Source organism: Pseudomonas sp. BW16M2, assembly GCF_014268865.1.
Taxonomy (GTDB): domain Bacteria; phylum Pseudomonadota; class Gammaproteobacteria; order Pseudomonadales; family Pseudomonadaceae; genus Aquipseudomonas; species Aquipseudomonas peradeniyensis.
Genome location: NZ_JABWRI010000024.1, coordinates 53,717 through 72,233, shown reverse-complemented (window position 1 = coordinate 72,233; position 18,517 = coordinate 53,717). Strand labels below are relative to the sequence as shown.

Below are 18,517 nucleotides of genomic sequence, written 5' to 3'. Positions count from 1 at the left end.
CGTGCCTTGATCAGGGTCAATCAGACTTGGCCGATGGCCCTGGGCTTGTCCATTGGCGAGGTGGCGCCGCGGCTGTCATAGAGCGACGGAGAGTCGCCGCCCATGAGGATTCTGATCTGGTTGGCCGTGGCGTACTGCTGCATCTGGATGATCCGGCCATTGTTCTCGTTGACCTTCTGGCAGGCATCCATCAGCTGGGTGAGCTCATTGAGCTGCTGCATGATGAGTTCGCCGTTGGCCGACTGGTCGGCCACCGCCTGCACGCCCGCGCGGTCGGCGCTGAGGCCGAGATCGATGAGCAACTGGTTGCGCCGTTGTCCCTGCTGCTCGAGCAGCACGACCAGCGACTGCTTGCGCGCAAGGATATGCTCCAGCGCCATGATTTCCCGGCCATGCAGGGAAACTGCCTCCTTTTGCAGAAGGTCGAGCAGTTCCTGGGTCGGCGCGATGTCGTCTTCGATCAGTTGCAGCAGGGTGATGTCGTGCATGGCTAACTCTTGGCGTTTTGCGTCCTTGAAGTCAGCGCCCCTGGAGGTCAGCGCTGGGCTTCGAAATCAAGCAGTTTGCTGGCGACCCGGTCGGCATCGACCTTGTAGCTGCCATCTGCGATGGCCTGTTTCAACTCGGCCACGCGGGCGCTGTTGACGGTCGGCTGATCGCGCAGCTTGTCGCTGATCTTCTGCAATTGCTGGGCCTCTGGGCTCAGGTGTACCGCTTCTCCGCTGGCACTGGCGTGCTTGGGCGCTGCGCTGGCCTCGCCGGATTTGTCGGCGTTGCCCGGCGCGGCATTGCCGCGAACGCCGCCCGTGACGGACGGAGAATTGTTGAGACGACTGAAGTCGATGACCATGTTCAGAACCCCTGGGAATTAGGACGCATGCCTTGCTTTCGGCCTACCCGAGCAAAACTTTAGGCGTGAATGCATCACCGCCTCTCGGCACACGTGCGCAACCCGATCTGTGACACAGTTTAGGGGGCGCGGTTCCACATCGCCAGCGTTGCGTCACTATCCCGACGCAGTGCAGCCCTACATGGCCACCTCGACCTGCCCCGGGCCCGTGACGCGGGCCTTGACCACGCGTTTCGAGTTCAGGTTGCGTACCCGGATCTGCGTCTGCAGGCCACCTTTGTCCAGGGCCTCGCCGGGCATGCGTACGCTCAGGCTGCCGCTACGGGCGATGATCACCACGTGATCACCCTTGCGCACCACATCGGCCTGCTCCAGGTGCTGTTGCGTCAGCACCTGGTCGAGCACCGTGGGTCGCAACAGCTTCAAGCCCACGGCCTGGTCAAGCTGGGTCAGGTAGCCGACGCCGAGGGTGCCCACATCGCGTTCGCGCAGGGCCACATCGCCTTCACCCACCACGCTTTCACGTTTCAGGGGGCGAGTCATGACCACCACGTCGCGCATCAGGCGCACCTGGGCGGGGACGAATACCGTCCAGGGCGCCGTGCCGTCGCAGCGGACCCGTACCGTGACCCGTCCCAGGGGCGTCGAGCCTTCCAGCGAGGCGTCCAACTGCTGGCTGCACAGCGGCATGCGCAGGCGTGGGTCGAGGTTGTTGACCTGGATCTCGTAGCGGCCTGGGGTCTGGGTGGTCGCCAGGTAATCCTCCACGGTGAATTCAAGAAACCCTTGAGTGACACCGATAAGCTGTTCAGGCAAGGTAAAAGAGTCCGCCAGCGTACGAATGCCGGGTGCCAGCAGGCACAGGGCGGCCAGTGAGCCGGTCAACAGGCGCGTCAGTCGTCGGAAATTTGTCGTTTTCGTGTACATGGCGTTCAAAAAAGCAAAGCCCGTGCCGATTCGGTACATAGGCAATCGTTGAAGGAGTCTGGCATGGCTGGAGTGATGGATTCGGTCAACCAGCGCACGCAACTGGTGGGGCAGAATCGCCTGGAGCTGCTGTTGTTTCGCCTCAATGGCGATCAGCTCTACGGCATCAATGTGTTCAAGGTGCGGGAGGTGCTGCAGTGCCCGGACCTGACACTGCTGCCCAGGTCCCACCCGGTGGTGCGCGGCGTGGCCAACATTCGGGGGGCGACCATCCCGATCCTGGACCTGTCGATGGCCACCGGCCTTCCGCAGTTGAAGGAAGAAACGCGCAACAGTTTCGTGATCATCACCGAGTACAACACCAAGACTCAGGGCTTCCTGGTGCATTCGGTCGAGCGCATCGTCAACATGAACTGGGAAGAGATCCATCCGCCACCCAAGGGTACCGGACGCGATCACTACCTGACAGCCGTGACCCGGGTCGACAACCGCATGGTCGAGATCATCGATGTGGAGAAGGTGCTGGCCGAGGTGGCGCCTTCGTCCGAGTCGGTGTCCGATGGCGTGATCGATGCCGAAGTGCAGGACAAGGCGGTGATGCTGCGGGTGCTGACGGTCGATGACTCGTCGGTGGCGCGCAAGCAGGTGAGCCGTTGCCTGCAGACCGTGGGGGTCGAGGTGGTGGCGCTCAACGACGGTCGCCAGGCCCTGGATTACCTGCGCAAGCTGGTGGACGAGGGCAAGCGTCCGGAGGAAGAGTTCCTCATGATGATCTCGGATATTGAAATGCCGGAAATGGACGGCTATACCCTCACGGCGGAGATCCGCAGCGATCCGCGCATGCAAAAACTGCACATCTGCCTGCATACTTCGCTGTCCGGGGTATTCAACCAGGCGATGGTCAAGAAAGTCGGTGCCGATGACTTCCTGGCCAAGTTCAGGCCGGATGACCTCGCCCAGCGCGTGGTCGATCGGATCAAGGCAAGTCATTGAAACGGCCGGGGCCCGTCCCCGGCGCTAGCGATTTAAGAAGAGGCGGCAGCATTGTCTACGGGTAATTTGGATTTCGAACAGTTCCGGGTCTTCCTGGAGAAAGCCTGTGGCATCCTGCTGGGCGAGAATAAGCAGTACCTGGTCTCCAGCCGTCTCAACAAGCTGATGGAGCAACAGGGCATCAAGTCGCTGGGCGAACTGGTGCAGCGCATCCAGACCCAGCCACGCAGTGGCCTGCGCGAACAGGTGGTCGATGCCATGACCACCAACGAGACGCTGTGGTTTCGCGACACCTACCCGTTCGAGGTGCTCAAGAGCAAGGTGATCCCGGAGTTCATCAAGAACAACCCGGGCCAGCGCCTGCGCATCTGGTCGGCGGCCTGTTCGTCCGGTCAGGAGCCGTACTCGATCTCGATGTCGATCGACGAGTTCGAGCGCACCAACCTCGGCCAGCTGAAGATGGGGGCGCAGATCGTCGCTACCGACCTGTCGGGTGCCATGCTCAACAACTGCAAGACCGGCGAGTACGACAGCCTGGCCATCGCCCGCGGCTTGTCGCAGGAGCGCCTGCAGCGGTACTTCGACCCAAAGGGGCCGGGGCGCTGGGCGATCAAGTCGCCGATCCGCAGCCGCGTCGAGTTCCGTTCGTACAACCTGCTCGACAGCTATGCGCCGCTGGGCAAGTTCGACATCGTGTTCTGCCGCAACGTGCTGATCTACTTCTCGGCCCAGGTCAAGAAGGACATCCTCATGCGCATTCACGGCACCCTCAAGCCCGGTGGCTATCTGTTCCTGGGGGCGTCCGAGGCGCTCAACGGGCTGCCTGACCATTACCAGATGGTCCAGTGCAGCCCGGGGATCATCTACCAGGCCAAGTAAGGCTGGGCGAAAAAAGGCCGGTATCCTGCGATACCGGCCTTTTTGTTTTCGCTGCGGGCTTGCCTGTGATGGCGTGTCAGAACGCGTAGCGCAGCCTGGCCGAGAACACGTCGGCATCGAAGCCCGATTTGCCCACGTAGTCATAGCTGACGCCGACGCTCACCGCACCCAGTTTGTAGTCCGCACCCAGCCCGGCCTCGTAGCTGTTACGCGCCACGCTGGCGCCATGGCTGACGAAAGGTGTGGTGCCCAGCACGAAGGTCGCGGTGTTCTGCACAGGATCCGCGGCAAAGTCGTGGTAGGCCATGACTTTCACCTGCGGCTCCAGGATGCCGGCGCCGAGCGGCAGTTGGCTGGCCACGCGCACGCCGGCGCCCAGCTCGATGGCCTCGTAGCGCTGCGCCTCGACCTTGAGTGCGGCGGCCGAGCCTTTCTCGTTGAAGCGGTCGATGTCGACGCGGCTGTAGCGCGCTGCCAGGCGCGGCTCGACCAGCAGTCGCGGATTCAGCTGCCAGCTGTAGCCGCCGACCAGGTTCAGGCCCAGCAGGTTGCTGTCATAGTCCGACTTGGCCCGTGTGCCCGCGACCTCTCGCTTGCCTTGGTTGTCGTTGAAACCGTAGGTCAGGCTGGCGTCGACGAAGTAGTTGTCCAGGGTGTAGCTGCCATACAGCGAGAAGGCGTGGCTCTGTACCTGGGTCTTGTTGCCGCGTTTGCCGTTGACGTCAGTGTCGATGAAGCTGTAGGCCGCACCGAGGGTGAGCTGGTCGTCCAGCTGGCCATCGGCGCCGACCGCCACGCCGCGGCTGTAGGCGTTGTAACCGGCAATGCCATCGCGCTGCTGCTGGCTGGCGTCGCTGTACAGCGACTGCATCCACACGCCGGAGGCGCGGCGTGCCTCGTCGGCGCGAGGGGCGCGCAGGCTGCTGGAGCGGTTGTCGATGGCGTTGCCGATCAGTCGCTGGCTGGCCATGGCGGCCTGGCGGGCGCCGTCGCTGACGTCCGGCGCCAGTTGCTCGGCGAGCCTGGCCAGTTGCGCCTCGTCGGCGCTGGCGGCGGCGAGGAACAGTGGGTCCTGGTTGCCCAGGCGTGCCAGCAGGCCGGCTTCGGCCAGGTTGCCCAGGGCACGCTGTGCATTGCTGTCGCCACCCTGTTGGGCGACGATCTGCTCAAGGTCCTCGGTCGGCTTGGTGCTGACGGTGACGTAGACCTTGTTGTCATCGAGCGTGCTGCTCAGCACGTTGAGCATGGCCGAGGTGCTGGCGACCAGGGGCTTGGCGTTGACCTGCAGGCCGTTGGCGTCGAGGACCTGCACCTGGCCGGCCTCGAGCAGCAGGTAGCGGCTGCCGCTGGCCTCGAAGTCGGTGTCCTCCGGCTCCAGCAGGATCCGCGCGTTCTGGGCGAACTCGGCGATGCCGCTGACCTTGAGCACTGCCGTGTCCGGGTCGGTGCTGCTTGCCAGCCACAGGCCCAGCGCCGAGTTATCGGCAATCCTCAGGTTGCCGTCGAGGGTGGTGTGAAGGCTGTGCAGGGTGAAGGTGGTGGGTGGCTCGCTGCTGTCGCCCACATCGATCCAGCCACCGTTTGCCAGGCGGATGCTGTTGCTGCCGGGGGGGGCGTAGGCGACGCCATAGGTGCTGTCGCCTTCGACCTCGATGTTGGCCAGGCCGACAAGGTCGCCGTAGATCTTGCTGCCCTGGCGCATGATCAGCTCGACCGGGCGGTTGCTGGCGGTGGCGTCGATGGCGACTTTGGCCCAGATCTCGCCGCTGTTGAAGATGTTCAGGTCACCGTTGGCCTTGTACCCGGGTTGCAGGCCGGGGCCGTCAAAGGCGGTATTGCCAATGCGGATGGCGGTGTCGCCGGCCACGATCCTGCCGCTGTTTTCGATATGGCGTCCCAGGCTGTCGAACAGGGTCGCGCCGTCGAGCACGATGGCTTGGGAGCCTTGGTCGCCAGCGAAAATCTGGCCCTGGTTGTCGATGCCGGCCAGTACGGTCGGCCGGTTGGCGGCATCCGTGGTGGCGTGGATGGCGATGGCGCCCGGGCCCGTCGCGCTGATCTCGCCGCGGTTGACCACCCGCTCTTCCAGGTTCGCCCCTGCCAGGTTGATGGCCCGTGAGTTGCGGCCGGTGGCGATGATGCGGGCGCCTGCGGTATTGATCAGGCCGCCGTGGATGCGGCTGATGTTGCTACCGGGGCTGGACAGGTCGATGCCGTAGGTGGGGCCGCCATTGTTGTACGAGAAGCTGGTGCCGGCCTTGAGCAGCCCTTCGTTGGTCAGGTCGTCGTCGACGGTGCTGGCGCTCAGGCGCAGGGCGGCACCGTCGAGGCTGGTGCTGACAACATTGCCGCGGTTGGTCAGGAAGCCGCCGATGTTGGTGCCGCTGATACGGATACCGTCGCTGCGATGGATCAGGTCGACAGCGTTCGTGTCGTTGTCGTTGATTGCACTGCCAAGCGTCATGTTGCCCGCCACCAGGCTGTTCGCGAGGGCGATCGCGTCCTGCTGGTAGCCGGTGAAGCTGCCGGTGAACTCGAGGTCGTCGGCAAAGGACTGGTGGTCACCCCTGTAGCCGGCATGGGTGAGTGCAATGGTCTGGGGCAAAGCCAGGGCGGGGGCGGGAATGGCGCCGATCAGGAGGGCCAGGAGGGTCTTGCGCAGGTTAAGCGGTGGCACGGTTTCGTTCCTTTGAAATCGTAATGAAAGCGGCGCGCATCCATGCGGGCGACAACCGTGATGGCGTGGGCTGGTGCGCGAGGACGCGGATGCTATCGCGATTGGTGGCTAAATGACATGTCGAATTGACGTCAATTTTTTGTTTTGCCGCTTTTGCCGCCTGGCAATTGCCGCTTGCCGAGTTCGATGCGGAAGCACATTGCCGCTTTTCTGGCATCGCCAGTGTCCTGATATCTGGCTAGCCCCCGCTTTACTGGGGTTGCGCAGGTTGGCACAGCCCTTGCTAAAGCCTAAGCCAACGAAACTCTGGTCAACCTTTGAAGGTTTCCCCGATATGAGCATCAGCTTCGACAAGGCGCTTGGCATCCACGAAAAGGCACTGGGCTTCCGTGCCCAGCGTGCCGAGGTGCTGGCCAACAACATCGCCAACGCCGACACGCCCAACTACAAGGCGCGCGACATGGACTTCTCGTCGGTGCTCGCCGCCGAGGCCGACAAGCAGCAGAAGGGGCGCATCGCCCTGGACCGCACCAACAGCCGCCACATCGAGGCCGAAGGCCTGGCGATGATGGATGACACCCTGCAGTACCGCACGCCGATGCAGCCGTCGATCGACCAGAACACCGTGGATGCGCAGATCGAGCAGTCGAACTACGCGGAAAACGCCGTTGGCTTCCAGGCCAGCTTCACCCTGCTCAACAGTAAATTCAAAGGGCTGGTATCGGCCCTGCGTGGAGAGTGACCATGTCCCTTGCCAGTGTCTTCAACATCGCCGGTAGCGGCATGAGCGCGCAGAACACGCGCCTGAACACCGTTGCCTCGAACATCGCCAACGCCGAGACGGTGTCCTCGAGCATCGACCAGACCTACCGCGCCCGCCATCCGGTGTTCGCCACCACCTTCCAGAACGCGCAGAACGGCATGGGCCAGTCGCTGTTCGAGGAGCAGGGCGAGGCCGGACAGGGCGTCCAGGTCAAGGGCATCATCGAGGACCAGAGCAACCTCGAGGCGCGCTACGAGCCCAATCATCCGTCGGCGAACAAGGACGGCTACGTCTATTACCCGAATGTCAACGTGGTCGAGGAGATGGCCGACATGATCTCCGCCAGCCGTGCGTTCCAGACCAACGCCGAGCTGATGAACACCGCCAAGAACATGATGCAGAAAGTGCTGACCCTGGGTCAGTGATAAGGAATCCCGACCATGGCAGTCGAAAACCCCAGCGTGAACCTCAATGATGTGCTGACGAAGTCCGGGGTCAGCACCGGCACCAAGAAAACCACCACCGAGCCTGTCGACAAGAACGCGCTGGGCAAGGATGCGTTTCTCAAGCTGCTGGTCACCCAGATGCAGCACCAGAACCCGCTGGATCCCCAGGACAACGGTCAGTTCATCGCCCAGCTGGCGCAGTTCAGCAGCCTGGAAGGCATCCAGACCCTGAACAGCTCGGTCAACTCGATCATCAGCGGCATGGGCTCGTCCCAGGCGCTGCAGGCTTCCTCCCTGGTAGGGCGTTCGGTGATCGTGCAGAACGACAAGGCCCTCTTCGATCCGAAGGAAAGCCTCAATGGCCAGGTGGTCGTGCCGCAGAACATCACCGACGGCAAGGTGACCATCAAGGACAAGGATGGCAACGTGGTCAAGACCATCCAGTTGGGCGAGCAGAAGAAAGGCACAGCCGATTTCATCTGGGACGGCACCAACGACAAGGGCGAAAAAGTCGCAGCGGGTACCTATACCTTTACCGCCACCACCACTGTCGACGGCAAGTCGCAGGAGATGTACACGATGCTGCCGGCCAAGGTCACCAGTGTCAGCTTCCAGAACGGCGGCGAGATGATGCTCAACCTTGCCGGGATCGGCAAGCTGGGCATCTCCAAAGTACAAACCATCGGAATCTAAGGCCGCTAGCACGGCATAAGGAGTGAATGCATGTCTTTCAATATCGGCCTTAGCGGTCTCTACGCCGCCAACAAGAAGCTGGACGTCACCGGCAACAACATCGCCAACTCCGAGACCGTCGGCTTCAAGTCGTCGCGCGCCGAGTTCGCCGACGTCTATGCCGGCGCCAACCGCCTGGGCGTGGGCAAGAACCAGGTCGGCAACGGCGTGCGTCTGGCCACGGTTTCCCAGCAGTTCGGCCAGGGCGACGTCAACAACACCGGCAACGTACTGGACATGGGCATCCAGGGCCAGGGCTTCTTCGTCCTGTCCGACAACGGCTCGCTGAGCTATACCCGCGCCGGTGCGTTCCAGACCAACAAGGACGGCTATGTCGTCACCTCCGATGGCTTGGGCCTGCAAGGCTATGGGGTCGATGCCAATGGCAAGATCATGAAGGGCGTGCTGACCGACCTGCGGATCGATACCTCGGCAATGGCGCCGAAGGCGACCACCCTGATCGACCAGGGCATCAACCTGAACTCCTCGGCCCCCGACATTCCGCTGGAAGTCCCGGACAATTCCACGCCGCCCAAGATGGTGCCGAACAAGCCGTTCGATCCGAAGGATCAGGCCACCTATACCAAGTCGTTCCCGACCAAGGTGTACGACAGCCAGGGCAACGAACACGTCATGGAGCAGTTCTACCGCAAGACCGGCGAGAACCAGTGGACCATGTACACCCTGGTGGATGGCCGCAACCCCTACGACCCGAGCAAAACCACGCCGCTCATTGGCAACATCGACTTCAACCCCGACGGCAGCGTCAAGGCCATGACCGCCAGCCCTGACAACGTGCCGACCACGCCGGTGGGGACGTTCGACTGGAGCGTGGTCAACAATACCTTCACCATGAAGGGCTGGATCCCGGCCGCCAAGGACGCCGCGGGCAACTGGGGCTCCAACGGCTCGGTGGGCAACGCCGACGGTATGCGCCTGTCGATGAACAGCACAACCTCCTACAACCTCGAGACCGCGCGCAGCTCGCAGTCCCAGGACGGTTATGCAACGGGTGTCCTGTCGAACCTGTCGATCGACTCCACCGGCGTGATGTTCGCCAGTTTCAGCAACCAGCAGTCCCGCGCCATCGGCCAGGTAGCCATCGCCAGCTTCGCCAACGAGCAGGGCCTGCAGCAGGTGGGCGGTACCCGCTGGAAGGAAACCTTCGCCTCGGGTATTCCAGGTATCGACGCGCCAAAGACTGGCACCCTGGGCTCGGTGGAGTCCAACTCGCTGGAGGCTTCCAACGTCAACCTGACCAAGGAGCTGGTCGAGCTGATCAAGGCGCAGAGCTTCTATCAGGCCAACGCCAAGACCATCTCCACCGAAAGCACCATCATGCAGACCACCATCCAGATGACCTGATGGTCGCTGGCTGAACGTTTGTCGACGAACCCCTTTGCACGAAGGGGTTCGTCGTTTTCGAGGAGAGGCTCCATGAAAAAGCTGGTCGCTGCCGCTGTTGCGGCATTCTGCCTGCTCCAGGCGCAGGCCGCGATGGCCCCCTGGTGGCGCTGGGAAAGCCAGGCCGACGGGCGCCTGGTATGTTCGCAATGGTCGCCAGGCGAGGGCTGGAAACGCTTTGCCGGGCCGTTCGACAATGCTGGTTGCAGGTCGCTTTGACCCAAGGCAAAAAATGATGGCTTGAGGCCATCGATTGGCGGATTTGCTTCAGGTATGATCCGCGCCATCTCACCCGTTCGGGTGACTGGCAAGCGTCATTTTCCAAGGATCGGAACTCTTGAAAAGCAGTAAGGATACTGGCGCGAGCGTGCTGCCGGCTGCGCTTCGCGTGGCCTTGAAGAAGGGCCTGGTCGGCGCCGCCCTGTTCTCCGGCGTGATCAACCTGCTGGCGTTGATCGGCCCCCTGTTCATGCTCGAGGTCTATGACCGGGTCATCCCCAGTCGCAGCCTGCCCACCCTGGTGGCGCTGGGGTTGCTGGTGGCGGGTGCGTACCTGGTGTTCGCCGTGCTCGACATCATTCGCTCGCGAGTCATGTCGCGGATCGCCGGCATGGTGGATGGGGCGCTTTCGACGCAGGTGTTCAGGGTCATCGCCGGCACGCCGCTGAAGATCGCCCTGAACCAGGACCCGCTCAAGCCCGCCCATGAGCTTGAACAGATCCGCGCCTTCATCGCCGGCCCCGGGCTCATGGCGTTCTTCGACTTGCCGTGGATGCCGGTATACCTCGCGGTCAGCTTCTATATCCATCCGTCACTGGGCTGGCTGGCGCTGGGCATGATCGTGCTGATGGTGCTGCTGACCTGGCTCACCGACCGTGGTACGCGCCAAGCCATGCGCGACAGCGCGATACTGGCGAGCCAGCGCAATCGCCTGGGGCAACAGGCTCATGTTGGTGCCGAAGTGCTCGCCGCGATGGGCATCACCGAGCGCGCCGCCGCCCGCTGGCAGGTACTGCAGGAGCAGTACGCCACGTTGCAGCGGCGCAGCGCCGATGTCGGCAGCTTCTATGGTGGTATCACCAAGGCCCTGCGCCAGTTGGTGCAATCGGCGTCCCTGGGTGTGGGTGCCTGGTTGGTGATCGGGGGCGATCTCAGCGGCGGTGCGATTGTCGCCGCCTCGATCATCGTTGCCCGCACCCTGGCCCCGGCCGAGCAGATCATCGGCACCTGGCGCAGCCTGGTGTCCGCGCGGCTGGCCTGGCAGCAGTTGCGCGGCGTGCTGGCGATCTTTCCGGCACCCGCGCACAGGACTGCGCTACCAGGTGCTCGCAGCCAAGTCCAGGTGAGCGGCCTGTGCGTGGCGCCGCCGGGTGTGCAGCGTCTGGTGCTGCAAGGGGTGAATTTCAGCCTGGCTGCCGGCAGCTCGCTGGCGGTGATCGGCCCCAGCGCCTCGGGCAAGTCGTCACTGGCGCGGGCCTTGGTCGGCGCGTGGCCGGCGCTGCGTGGCCAGGTCTGCCTGGATGGCGCGGCGCTGGATCTCTGGCCGGATGCGGCGCGGGCGGCCATGACCGGCTACCTGCCGCAGAGTGTCGATCTGTTCGAGGCGAGCGTGGGGCAGAACATCGCGCGTCTGGATCCGCAGGCCGACGACGCGGCGATTGTCACGGCGGCGCGTCAGGCCGGTGTCCATGAGCTGATCCTGCAACTCCCACAGGGCTATGACACGCCGGTCGGTGAGGGCGGTGTCAATCTTTCGGCAGGGCAGCGGCAGCGTATCGGTCTCGCCCGCGCGTTGTATGGCGAGCCGTTCCTGGTGGTGCTCGACGAGCCCAATGCCAACCTCGATGCCGAGGGTGAACGGGCGTTGGCCCGGGCGATCGAGGGGGTCAAGGCGCGCGGTGGGGTGGTGGTGGCCATCGCCCACCGTTCCGGGCTGCTGGCGGTGATGGACCAGGTGCTGGTGCTTGAGCAGGGGGCGCAGGCGGCATTTGGCCCGCGCGATACCGTGCTGGCGCGACCGGTGGCGCTCGCCGAGCCGCGAGTGGCCAAGGGAGGTGTGCAAGCATGATGCGGATCGATGATGAGCAGGGGCTGCTGCGTTCGCTGCGTGGCCACCTGTGGGCCGGTGCCGGGGTCGTGGTGGTGTTGCTGGGCGGTGCGCTGTTGTGGTCGGCCGTCACTGAACTGGCCGGCGCGGTGATTGCGCCGGGGGCGGTGGCGGTGCAGGACAGCGTGAAGAAAGTCCAGCATCCCAGTGGTGGCGTGGTGGCGCAGTTGCTGGTTGGCGAGGGGCAATCGGTACAGGCCGGTGACGTGCTGCTGCGACTGGATGCGACCTTGCAGGAGGCCAGTCATGCCATCGTCGCCAAGGCCCTCGACCAGGCCTTGGCGCGCCAGGCTCGGCTTGAGGCGGAGCGCGATGGCCTGGCGCGGGTGGACACGCCGTCGCGGCTTGTCGCGCGCGAGGGTGAGGCACAGGTGCAGGCGGTGTTGGCCAGTGAGCGGCAGTTGTTCGTCGACCGCCGCCAGTCGCGGGATGGTCAGAAGCAGCAGTTGCGCGAGCGCATCGAGCAACTGACCCAGACCATCGCCGGTCATGACCTGCAGCAGCGCACAAAGGGCGAGGAGATTCGTCTGATCGACGAGGAATACCAGGCCGTCAAGATCTTGCAGAAGAAGGGCCTGATGACCCTCGACCGGGTCAATGCCCTGGCCCGCGGCATCGCTCGCCTGCAGGGTGAGCGTGGGCAGTTGGTCGCGGCCATCGCCGAGGCGCGGGCGCGCATTGCCGAAACGCGTCTGGAGCTGTTGCAGGTGGACCAGCGGTTCCGCGAGCAGGTCTCCGGCGAGCTGCGTGACCTGATGGCGCAGCAGGGCGAATGGGTGGAGCGCGAGGTTGCTGCGGCCGATCAGCTCAAGCGCGTAGAAGTGCTGGCGCCCAGTACCGGACGGGTCCAGCAGTTGGCGGTACACACCGTGGGCGGTGTGATCTCGCCGGCCGAGACCTTGATGCAGATCGTCCCGCTGGATGACGAACTGTTGGTCGAGGCACGCATCAGCCCGCAGGACATCGACCAGGTCGTGCTCGGCCAGGAGGCGTTGCTGCGCTTCAGTGCGTTCAATCGCGCGACCACCCCCGAAGTGCTCGGGCGGGTGGTGCGTCTTTCCGCCGACCTGGTAACCGACCCGCAGAGCGGGCTCGGCTTCTACCGCGCTGGCATTCATATCGACAAGGCCGAGCAGCGCAAGCTGGACGGCCTCACGCTGGTGCCGGGCATGCCGGTGGAATCGATGATCCAGACGGGTCGTCGCACCGTGCTGTCCTATCTGCTCAAGCCAGTAGGCGACCATGCGCAACGGGCATTCAGGGAAGGATGAGCGCCAACCGGAGGGTGGGCGTAGTCATGCAGGGATTGTTCAACCATTGGCAAGGAATGAGTAGACATGGCTGTTATCCAGGGAACCGAAGGCGCCGACAATCTGGTCGGCACCAGTGCGGACGATCAGATTTTTGGCAAGGGTGGCGATGACATCATCAATGGCGGTGATGGCAACGACACGCTATACGGTGGCGCGGGTGCCGATCGCTTTATCGGTGGTGCGGGCAACGACACAGTGTCGTACACCGATGCCGGCGCCGGCATCACGCTGAACTTCAAGACCGGCGTGCATACTGGCATTGCCGCTGGCGACACCTTTGAAAGCATCGAGGTGTTCCAGGGCTCGAACTATGCCGACACCTTCATCAGCGATGTGCGCGCGCAGACGTTCAATGGCGGTCTGAACGACACGATGGACTATTCGCTGTCCGAACAGGCGGTGACGATCACGGTCGATGGGCTGGGTGGCGCCGGCCAGGGTGGTGATGCGCAGGGCGACAAGTTCACCGGCATGTACAGTGTCATCGGCAGCAGCCAGAACGACACCTTCATCATGCAGGCGACGGGTTCCAGCAAGAGTTTTGCCGGTGGTGCGGGCAACGACGTGTACTACCTGCACGGCGCTGCCGGCGTGTTCGAGCAGGCCGGTGGCGGCATCGACGAGGTGCGCACCTCCCTGGCCAGCTACACCCTGACCAACGAGGTGGAAAACCTCACCTACATCGGTAGCGGCAACTTCACCGGTGCCGGCAACGCCAGCGACAACACCATCACCGGCGGCAGCGGCAACGACGTGATGCGTGGCGGCGCTGGTGCCGACCGCTTCATCGGCGGCGCGGGCAACGACACCGTTTCGTACACCGATGCCAGCGCCGGCATCAGCCTGAACTTCAAGACCGGCGTGCACACCGGCATCGCCGCCGGCGACACCTTCGACAGCATCGAAGTGTTCCAGGGGTCGAACTACGCCGACACCTTCATCAGCGATGCGCGCGCGCAGACCTTCGAAGGCGGCTTGAACGACACGATGGACTATTCGCTGTCCGAACAGGCGGTGACGATCACGGTCGATGGGTTGGGTGGTGCCGGCCAGGGTGGTGATGCGCAGGGCGACAAGTTCACCGGCATGTACAGTGTCATCGGCAGCAGCCAGAACGACACCTTCATCATGCAGACGACGGGTTTGAGCAAGAACTTCACCGGTGGCGCCGGTAACGACGTGTACTACCTGCATGGCGCCGCTGGCGTGATCGAGCAGGCCGGCGGCGGCATCGACGAGGTGCGCACCTCCCTGGCCAGCTACACCCTGACCAACGAAGTGGAAAACCTTACCTACATCGGTAGCGGCAACTTCACCGGTGTCGGCAATGCCAGCGACAACATCATCACCGGCGGCAATGGCAACGATGTGATGCGCGGCGGTGCTGGTGCCGACCGTTTCATCGGCGGCGCGGGCAATGACATCGTGTCGTACACCGATGCCAGCGCCGGTATTACCCTGAACTTCAAGACCGGCGCGCACACCGGCATCGCCGCTGGCGACACCTTCGACAGCATCGAAGTGTTCCAGGGCTCGAACTACGCCGACACCTTCATCAGCGATGCGCGCGCGCAGACCTTCGAAGGCGGCTTGAACGACACGATGGACTATTCGCTGTCCGAACAGGCGGTGACGATCACGGTCGATGGGTTGGGTGGTGCCGGCCAGGGTGGTGATGCGCAGGGCGACAAGTTCACCGGCATGTACAGTGTCATCGGCAGCAGCCAGAACGACACCTTCATCATGCAGACGACGGGTTTGAGCAAGAACTTCACCGGTGGCGCCGGTAACGACGTGTACTACCTGCATGGCGCCGCTGGCGTGATCGAGCAGGCCGGCGGCGGCATCGACGAGGTGCGCACCTCCCTGGCCAGCTACACCCTGACCAACGAGGTGGAAAACCTCACCTACATCGGTAGCGGCAACTTCACCGGTGTCGGCAATGCCAGCGACAACATCATCACCGGCGGCAATGGCAACGACGTGATGCGCGGCGGCGCCGGTGCCGACCGTTTCATCGGCGGCGCGGGCAATGACATCGTGTCGTACACCGATGCCAGCGCCGGCATCACGCTGAACTTCAAGACCGGCGTGCATGGCGGCATCGCCGCTGGCGATACCTTCGACAGCATCGAGGTGTTCCAGGGCTCGAACTATGCCGACACCTTCATCAGCGACGCGCGCGCGCAAACCTTCGATGGCGGCCTGAACGACACGATGGACTACTCGCTGTCCGACCAGGCGGTGACGATCACCATCGACAACACCGGCGGCAAGGGCCAGGGCGGCGACGCCGAGGGCGACAAGTTCACCGGCATGTACAGTGTCATCGGCAGCAGCCAGAACGACACCTTCATCATGCAGGCGACAGGTTCGAGCAAGAGCTTTGCCGGTGGTGCGGGCAACGACGTGTACTACCTGCATGGCGCGGCCGGCGTGTTCGAGCAGGCCGGTGGCGGCATCGACGAGGTGCGCACCTCCCTGGCCAGCTACACCCTGACCAACGAAGTGGAAAACCTTACCTACATCGGTAGCGGCAACTTCACCGGTGTCGGCAATGCCAGCGACAACACCATCACTGGTGGCAGCGGCAACGACGTGATGCGCGGCGGTGCTGGTGCCGACCGTTTCATCGGCGGCGCGGGCAATGACACCGTGTCGTACACCGATGCCAGCGCCGGCATCACGCTGAACTTCAAGACCGGCGTGCACACCGGCATCGCCGCCGGCGACACCTTCGACAGCATCGAGGTGTTCCAGGGCTCGAACTATGCCGACACCTTCATCAGCGATGCCCGCGCGCAGACGTTCGAAGGCGGGCTGAACGACACAATGGACTATTCGCTGTCCGACCAGGCTGTGACGATCACCATTGAAGGGTTTGGTGGTACCGGCCAGGGTGGTGATGCGCAGGGCGACAAGTTCACCGGCATGTACAGTGTCATCGGCAGCAGCCAGAACGACACCTTCATCATGCAGACGACGGGCTCCAGCAAGAGCTTTGCCGGTGGCGCCGGCAACGATGTGTACTACCTGTACGGCGCGGCCGGTGTGGTCGAGCGTGCTGGTGGCGGCATCGATGAGGTGCGTACGACGCTGGCCAACTACACCCTGACCAGTGAAGTGGAAAACCTCACCTACATCGGCTCTGGCAATTTCATCGGTTACGGCAATGCCAGCAACAATGTGATTGTCGGTGGCGCTGGCAATGACACCTTGTTTGGCGGTGCCGGTGCCGACCGATTTGTCGGTGGCGCGGGTATCGACACTGTTTCGTATGACGACAGCACTGCGGGTATCCTCCTGAATCTCAAGACCGGCGTGCATGGCGGCATTGCCGAGGGCGATACCTTCGAGGGCATCGAGAAGTTCGTCGGCTCGTCGTTGGGCGACGTCTTCGTGGTCAACGATCAGCCAAATGACTTCAATGGCTCGCTAGGTGTCGATCTGTTGACGTTCGCCGGTGAGGGCGCGGGCGTCACGCTCGACCTGAATGCCACTGGCAACGACCTCTTTACCAGCATCGAGAGCTTCGAGGGCACCGCATTCAACGATACCTTCGTGGGGACCACTGCGAACGAGAACTTCATTGGCGGTGCGGGTGCGGATGTGATCAATGGTGGGGCCGGTCGGGATTCGGCCTGGTACATCTCGAGCAATGCTGGCGTGTCGATTGATCTTGCCGCAGGCACCGTGGCGGGAGGGCATGCCGAAGGTGATGTGCTGAGTGGAATCGAAGGGCTGGCGGGCTCCGCGTTCGCCGATGTGCTCAATGGCGATGCCGGTGCGAACACGCTGCATGGCGCCGAAGGCGATGATGTCATCAATGGCGGTGCGGGCAATGACGTCCTCTACGGGGATGGCATCTACTCCACCGAATTCGGTGCCCTGGCGCGCCCGGCGAACACCCAGGTCGCCCAGGCAGATGTCGTCAATGGCGGTGACGGCGACGACACCATCACCGGTGCGCTGAACGACACGGGTTCCGTCTACCATGGCGATGCCGGCAACGACACCATCCAGACCACCAACGGCAAGGCGTATGGTGATGATGGCAACGATCGCCTGGTCGGTAACGGCTTTGCCTACGAACTCTATGGTGGTGCCGGCGCAGACCGCCTGGACATGATGTCGGCCGGCTACGCCTTTGGTGGCGAGGGCAGCGATGTCTACACGATCTACTCCAAAGCGGGGGTGGTGATCCAGGATACCGGTAGCGCAGGTGTCGACGTGGTGGTGCTGAAGAACATCCAGACCTTCCAGGATGTCGTGGTGCAGAATGATGGCGTCAATGCCTTCATTTTTTCCAAGGCTGACTGGAATGCCGGCAACCTCGATTCGGGGGTGATGCTCAGCAACTGGTACGCCGGCTCGAACACCATCGAGTCGTTCCAGACCAACAACGGTGACACCTTCACCATCACCTGACAGGCAAGCGTCGCCTGACGGCGGCCGCAGGCGGCCAAGCCTTGCCGCTGTCAGGCACCCGCCGCCGAGATTTTGTCTCTCTGTCAGCGTGCTTTTCGGCAAAGGCCCCGTAAACCGGGGTCTTTGTCGTTTCTATGGCAATTGGCGCGAAACTTGCTCGAAGCTTGGTATAGCCACGGCGACCGGCAATCGATCGCCCGTGCAGCGGAGGATGACTGTGGACAAGATGCTTTACGTGGCCATGACCGGCGCCAGCCAGAACGCGCTGGCGCAGAAGGCCCATGCCAACAACCTGGCGAACGTTTCCACCAACGGCTTCCAGCGTGATCTGGAGCAGGCCCGTTCGATGCCGGTGTTCGGCGACAGCTTTCCGGCGCGTGCGTTTGCCATGAGCGAACGGCCGGCCACCGATTTCAGTGCCGGCCCGCTGGTGGAAACCGGTCGCGAGCTTGATGTGGCGGTCAGCGGCAACGGCTTTATCGCCGTGCAGGCCCCCGATGGCAGCGAGGCCTACGTGCGCACTGGCGGCCTGAACATTGACGCCCTTGGTGTGTTGCGCGCCGGCAATGGCATGGCGGTAATCGGCAATGGCGGTCCGATCGCCATACCACCAGAGCAGAAGGTCGAGATCGGCGATGACGGCACCATCAGCATCCGCGCCATGGGCGAGGACCCGCGGGTGATGGCCGAGGTCGACCGGATCAAGCTGGTCAACCCTGACATCAAGGGCATGACCAAGGGCCAGGACGGGCTGATCCGTACTGCCAGCGGTCAGCCGGCCGACATGGACGTGAACGTGCGCGTGGTGTCGGGCTTCCTCGAGGGCAGTAACGTCAATGCCGTGGAGGAGATGACATCGGTGCTGGCGCTGTCCCGACAGTTCGAGTTGCACGTCAAGATGATGAAAGCGGCCGAGGAAGGCGATCAAGCCATGGCTCGGGTTTTGCAGATCGGTTAATCACATTTGAACGGGTGCCGTAAAACAGGCGCACGAGGAG

15 protein-coding genes are annotated in these 18,517 nt (G+C 63.3%); 11 read left to right on the top strand and 4 right to left on the bottom strand.

Features of this window, described 5'->3' with window-relative positions; translation table 11 throughout:
- Positions 1-20: 20 nt before the first annotated feature.
- The 3 genes from HU735_RS19710 to flgA all read right to left on the bottom strand — a co-directional run bounded on the left by HU735_RS19710 (position 21) and on the right by flgA (position 1,777).
- A complete protein-coding gene (locus tag HU735_RS19710; protein WP_050706716.1) occupies positions 21-488 on the bottom strand; it encodes a flagellar protein FlgN in 468 nt (155 codons plus the stop codon).
- Positions 489-535: 47 nt separating this feature from the next.
- Entirely contained in the window at positions 536-850 is a 315-nt protein-coding gene (gene flgM, locus HU735_RS19705) for a flagellar biosynthesis anti-sigma factor FlgM (protein ID WP_050706715.1), read from the bottom strand.
- 177 nt (positions 851-1,027) lie between these two features.
- On the bottom strand, positions 1,028-1,777 hold the full coding sequence (gene flgA / locus HU735_RS19700; protein ID WP_186714868.1) for a flagellar basal body P-ring formation chaperone FlgA: 750 nt from the start codon (positions 1,775-1,777) through the stop codon (positions 1,028-1,030).
- A 63-nt stretch (positions 1,778-1,840) separates the two neighbouring features.
- Between flgA and HU735_RS19695 the strand changes: the two genes are divergently transcribed.
- The gene (locus HU735_RS19695; RefSeq protein ID WP_050706714.1) at positions 1,841-2,770 is read left to right on the top strand and encodes a chemotaxis protein CheV; all 930 of its coding nucleotides are present in this window, start codon (positions 1,841-1,843) and stop codon (positions 2,768-2,770) included.
- Positions 2,771-2,821: 51 nt separating this feature from the next.
- A complete protein-coding gene (cheR, locus tag HU735_RS19690) occupies positions 2,822-3,649 on the top strand; it encodes a protein-glutamate O-methyltransferase CheR (RefSeq protein ID WP_050706713.1) in 828 nt (275 codons plus the stop codon).
- A 76-nt stretch (positions 3,650-3,725) separates the two neighbouring features.
- On the opposite strand, the gene HU735_RS19685 is transcribed toward cheR, so the two are convergent.
- A complete protein-coding gene (locus tag HU735_RS19685; RefSeq protein WP_346655372.1) occupies positions 3,726-6,326 on the bottom strand; it encodes an autotransporter outer membrane beta-barrel domain-containing protein in 2,601 nt (866 codons plus the stop codon).
- Positions 6,327-6,660: 334 nt separating this feature from the next.
- On the opposite strand from HU735_RS19685, the gene flgB reads away from it, so the two are divergent.
- The 9 genes from flgB (at position 6,661) to HU735_RS19640 (ending at position 18,477) form a co-directional block, all read left to right on the top strand.
- The gene (gene flgB / locus HU735_RS19680; protein ID WP_050706712.1) at positions 6,661-7,068 is read left to right on the top strand and encodes a flagellar basal body rod protein FlgB; all 408 of its coding nucleotides are present in this window, start codon (positions 6,661-6,663) and stop codon (positions 7,066-7,068) included.
- A gap of 2 nt (positions 7,069-7,070) precedes the next feature.
- On the top strand, positions 7,071-7,514 hold the full coding sequence (gene flgC, locus HU735_RS19675) for a flagellar basal body rod protein FlgC (RefSeq protein WP_050706711.1): 444 nt from the start codon (positions 7,071-7,073) through the stop codon (positions 7,512-7,514).
- A gap of 15 nt (positions 7,515-7,529) precedes the next feature.
- Entirely contained in the window at positions 7,530-8,228 is a 699-nt protein-coding gene (gene flgD / locus HU735_RS19670) for a flagellar hook assembly protein FlgD (RefSeq protein ID WP_186714867.1), read from the top strand.
- A gap of 30 nt (positions 8,229-8,258) precedes the next feature.
- On the top strand, positions 8,259-9,632 hold the full coding sequence (gene flgE, locus HU735_RS19665) for a flagellar hook protein FlgE (protein WP_186714866.1): 1,374 nt from the start codon (positions 8,259-8,261) through the stop codon (positions 9,630-9,632).
- Between the two features lie 72 nt (positions 9,633-9,704).
- A complete protein-coding gene (locus HU735_RS19660) occupies positions 9,705-9,890 on the top strand; it encodes a hypothetical protein (protein ID WP_186714865.1) in 186 nt (61 codons plus the stop codon).
- A 118-nt stretch (positions 9,891-10,008) separates the two neighbouring features.
- Complete coding sequence (locus tag HU735_RS19655) at positions 10,009-11,739, top strand: type I secretion system permease/ATPase (protein WP_186714864.1); 1,731 nt, start codon at positions 10,009-10,011, stop codon at positions 11,737-11,739.
- Entirely contained in the window at positions 11,736-13,049 is a 1,314-nt protein-coding gene (locus HU735_RS19650; protein WP_186714863.1) for an HlyD family type I secretion periplasmic adaptor subunit, read from the top strand. Before HU735_RS19655 ends, HU735_RS19650 begins: the two co-directional genes overlap by 4 nt.
- A gap of 66 nt (positions 13,050-13,115) precedes the next feature.
- Positions 13,116-17,519 carry a calcium-binding protein gene (locus HU735_RS19645; RefSeq protein WP_186714862.1) on the top strand — a complete coding sequence of 1,468 codons (4,404 nt, stop codon included), beginning with the start codon at positions 13,116-13,118 and terminating at the stop codon, positions 17,517-17,519.
- 217 nt (positions 17,520-17,736) lie between these two features.
- Positions 17,737-18,477, top strand: coding sequence for a flagellar basal body rod protein FlgF (locus HU735_RS19640; protein WP_186714861.1), 741 nt, complete (start codon positions 17,737-17,739; stop codon positions 18,475-18,477).
- The last annotated feature ends 40 nt before the right edge of the window (positions 18,478-18,517 follow it).

Bases quoted from the DNA above. Each gene is read 5' to 3' on its own strand.
- HU735_RS19710 (WP_050706716.1), bottom strand. From the start codon at position 488: ATGCACGACATCACCCTGCTGCAACTGATCGAAGACGACATCGCGCCG.
- flgM (WP_050706715.1), bottom strand. From the start codon at position 850: ATGGTCATCGACTTCAGTCGTCTCAACAATTCTCCGTCCGTCACGGGC.
- flgA (WP_186714868.1), bottom strand. From the start codon at position 1,777: ATGTACACGAAAACGACAAATTTCCGACGACTGACGCGCCTGTTGACC.
- HU735_RS19695 (WP_050706714.1), top strand. From the start codon at position 1,841: ATGGCTGGAGTGATGGATTCGGTCAACCAGCGCACGCAACTGGTGGGG.
- flgB (WP_050706712.1), top strand. From the start codon at position 6,661: ATGAGCATCAGCTTCGACAAGGCGCTTGGCATCCACGAAAAGGCACTG.
- flgC (WP_050706711.1), top strand. From the start codon at position 7,071: ATGTCCCTTGCCAGTGTCTTCAACATCGCCGGTAGCGGCATGAGCGCG.
- flgD (WP_186714867.1), top strand. From the start codon at position 7,530: ATGGCAGTCGAAAACCCCAGCGTGAACCTCAATGATGTGCTGACGAAG.
- flgE (WP_186714866.1), top strand. From the start codon at position 8,259: ATGTCTTTCAATATCGGCCTTAGCGGTCTCTACGCCGCCAACAAGAAG.
- HU735_RS19660 (WP_186714865.1), top strand. From the start codon at position 9,705: ATGAAAAAGCTGGTCGCTGCCGCTGTTGCGGCATTCTGCCTGCTCCAG.
- HU735_RS19650 (WP_186714863.1), top strand. From the start codon at position 11,736: ATGATGCGGATCGATGATGAGCAGGGGCTGCTGCGTTCGCTGCGTGGC.
- HU735_RS19645 (WP_186714862.1), top strand. From the start codon at position 13,116: ATGGCTGTTATCCAGGGAACCGAAGGCGCCGACAATCTGGTCGGCACC.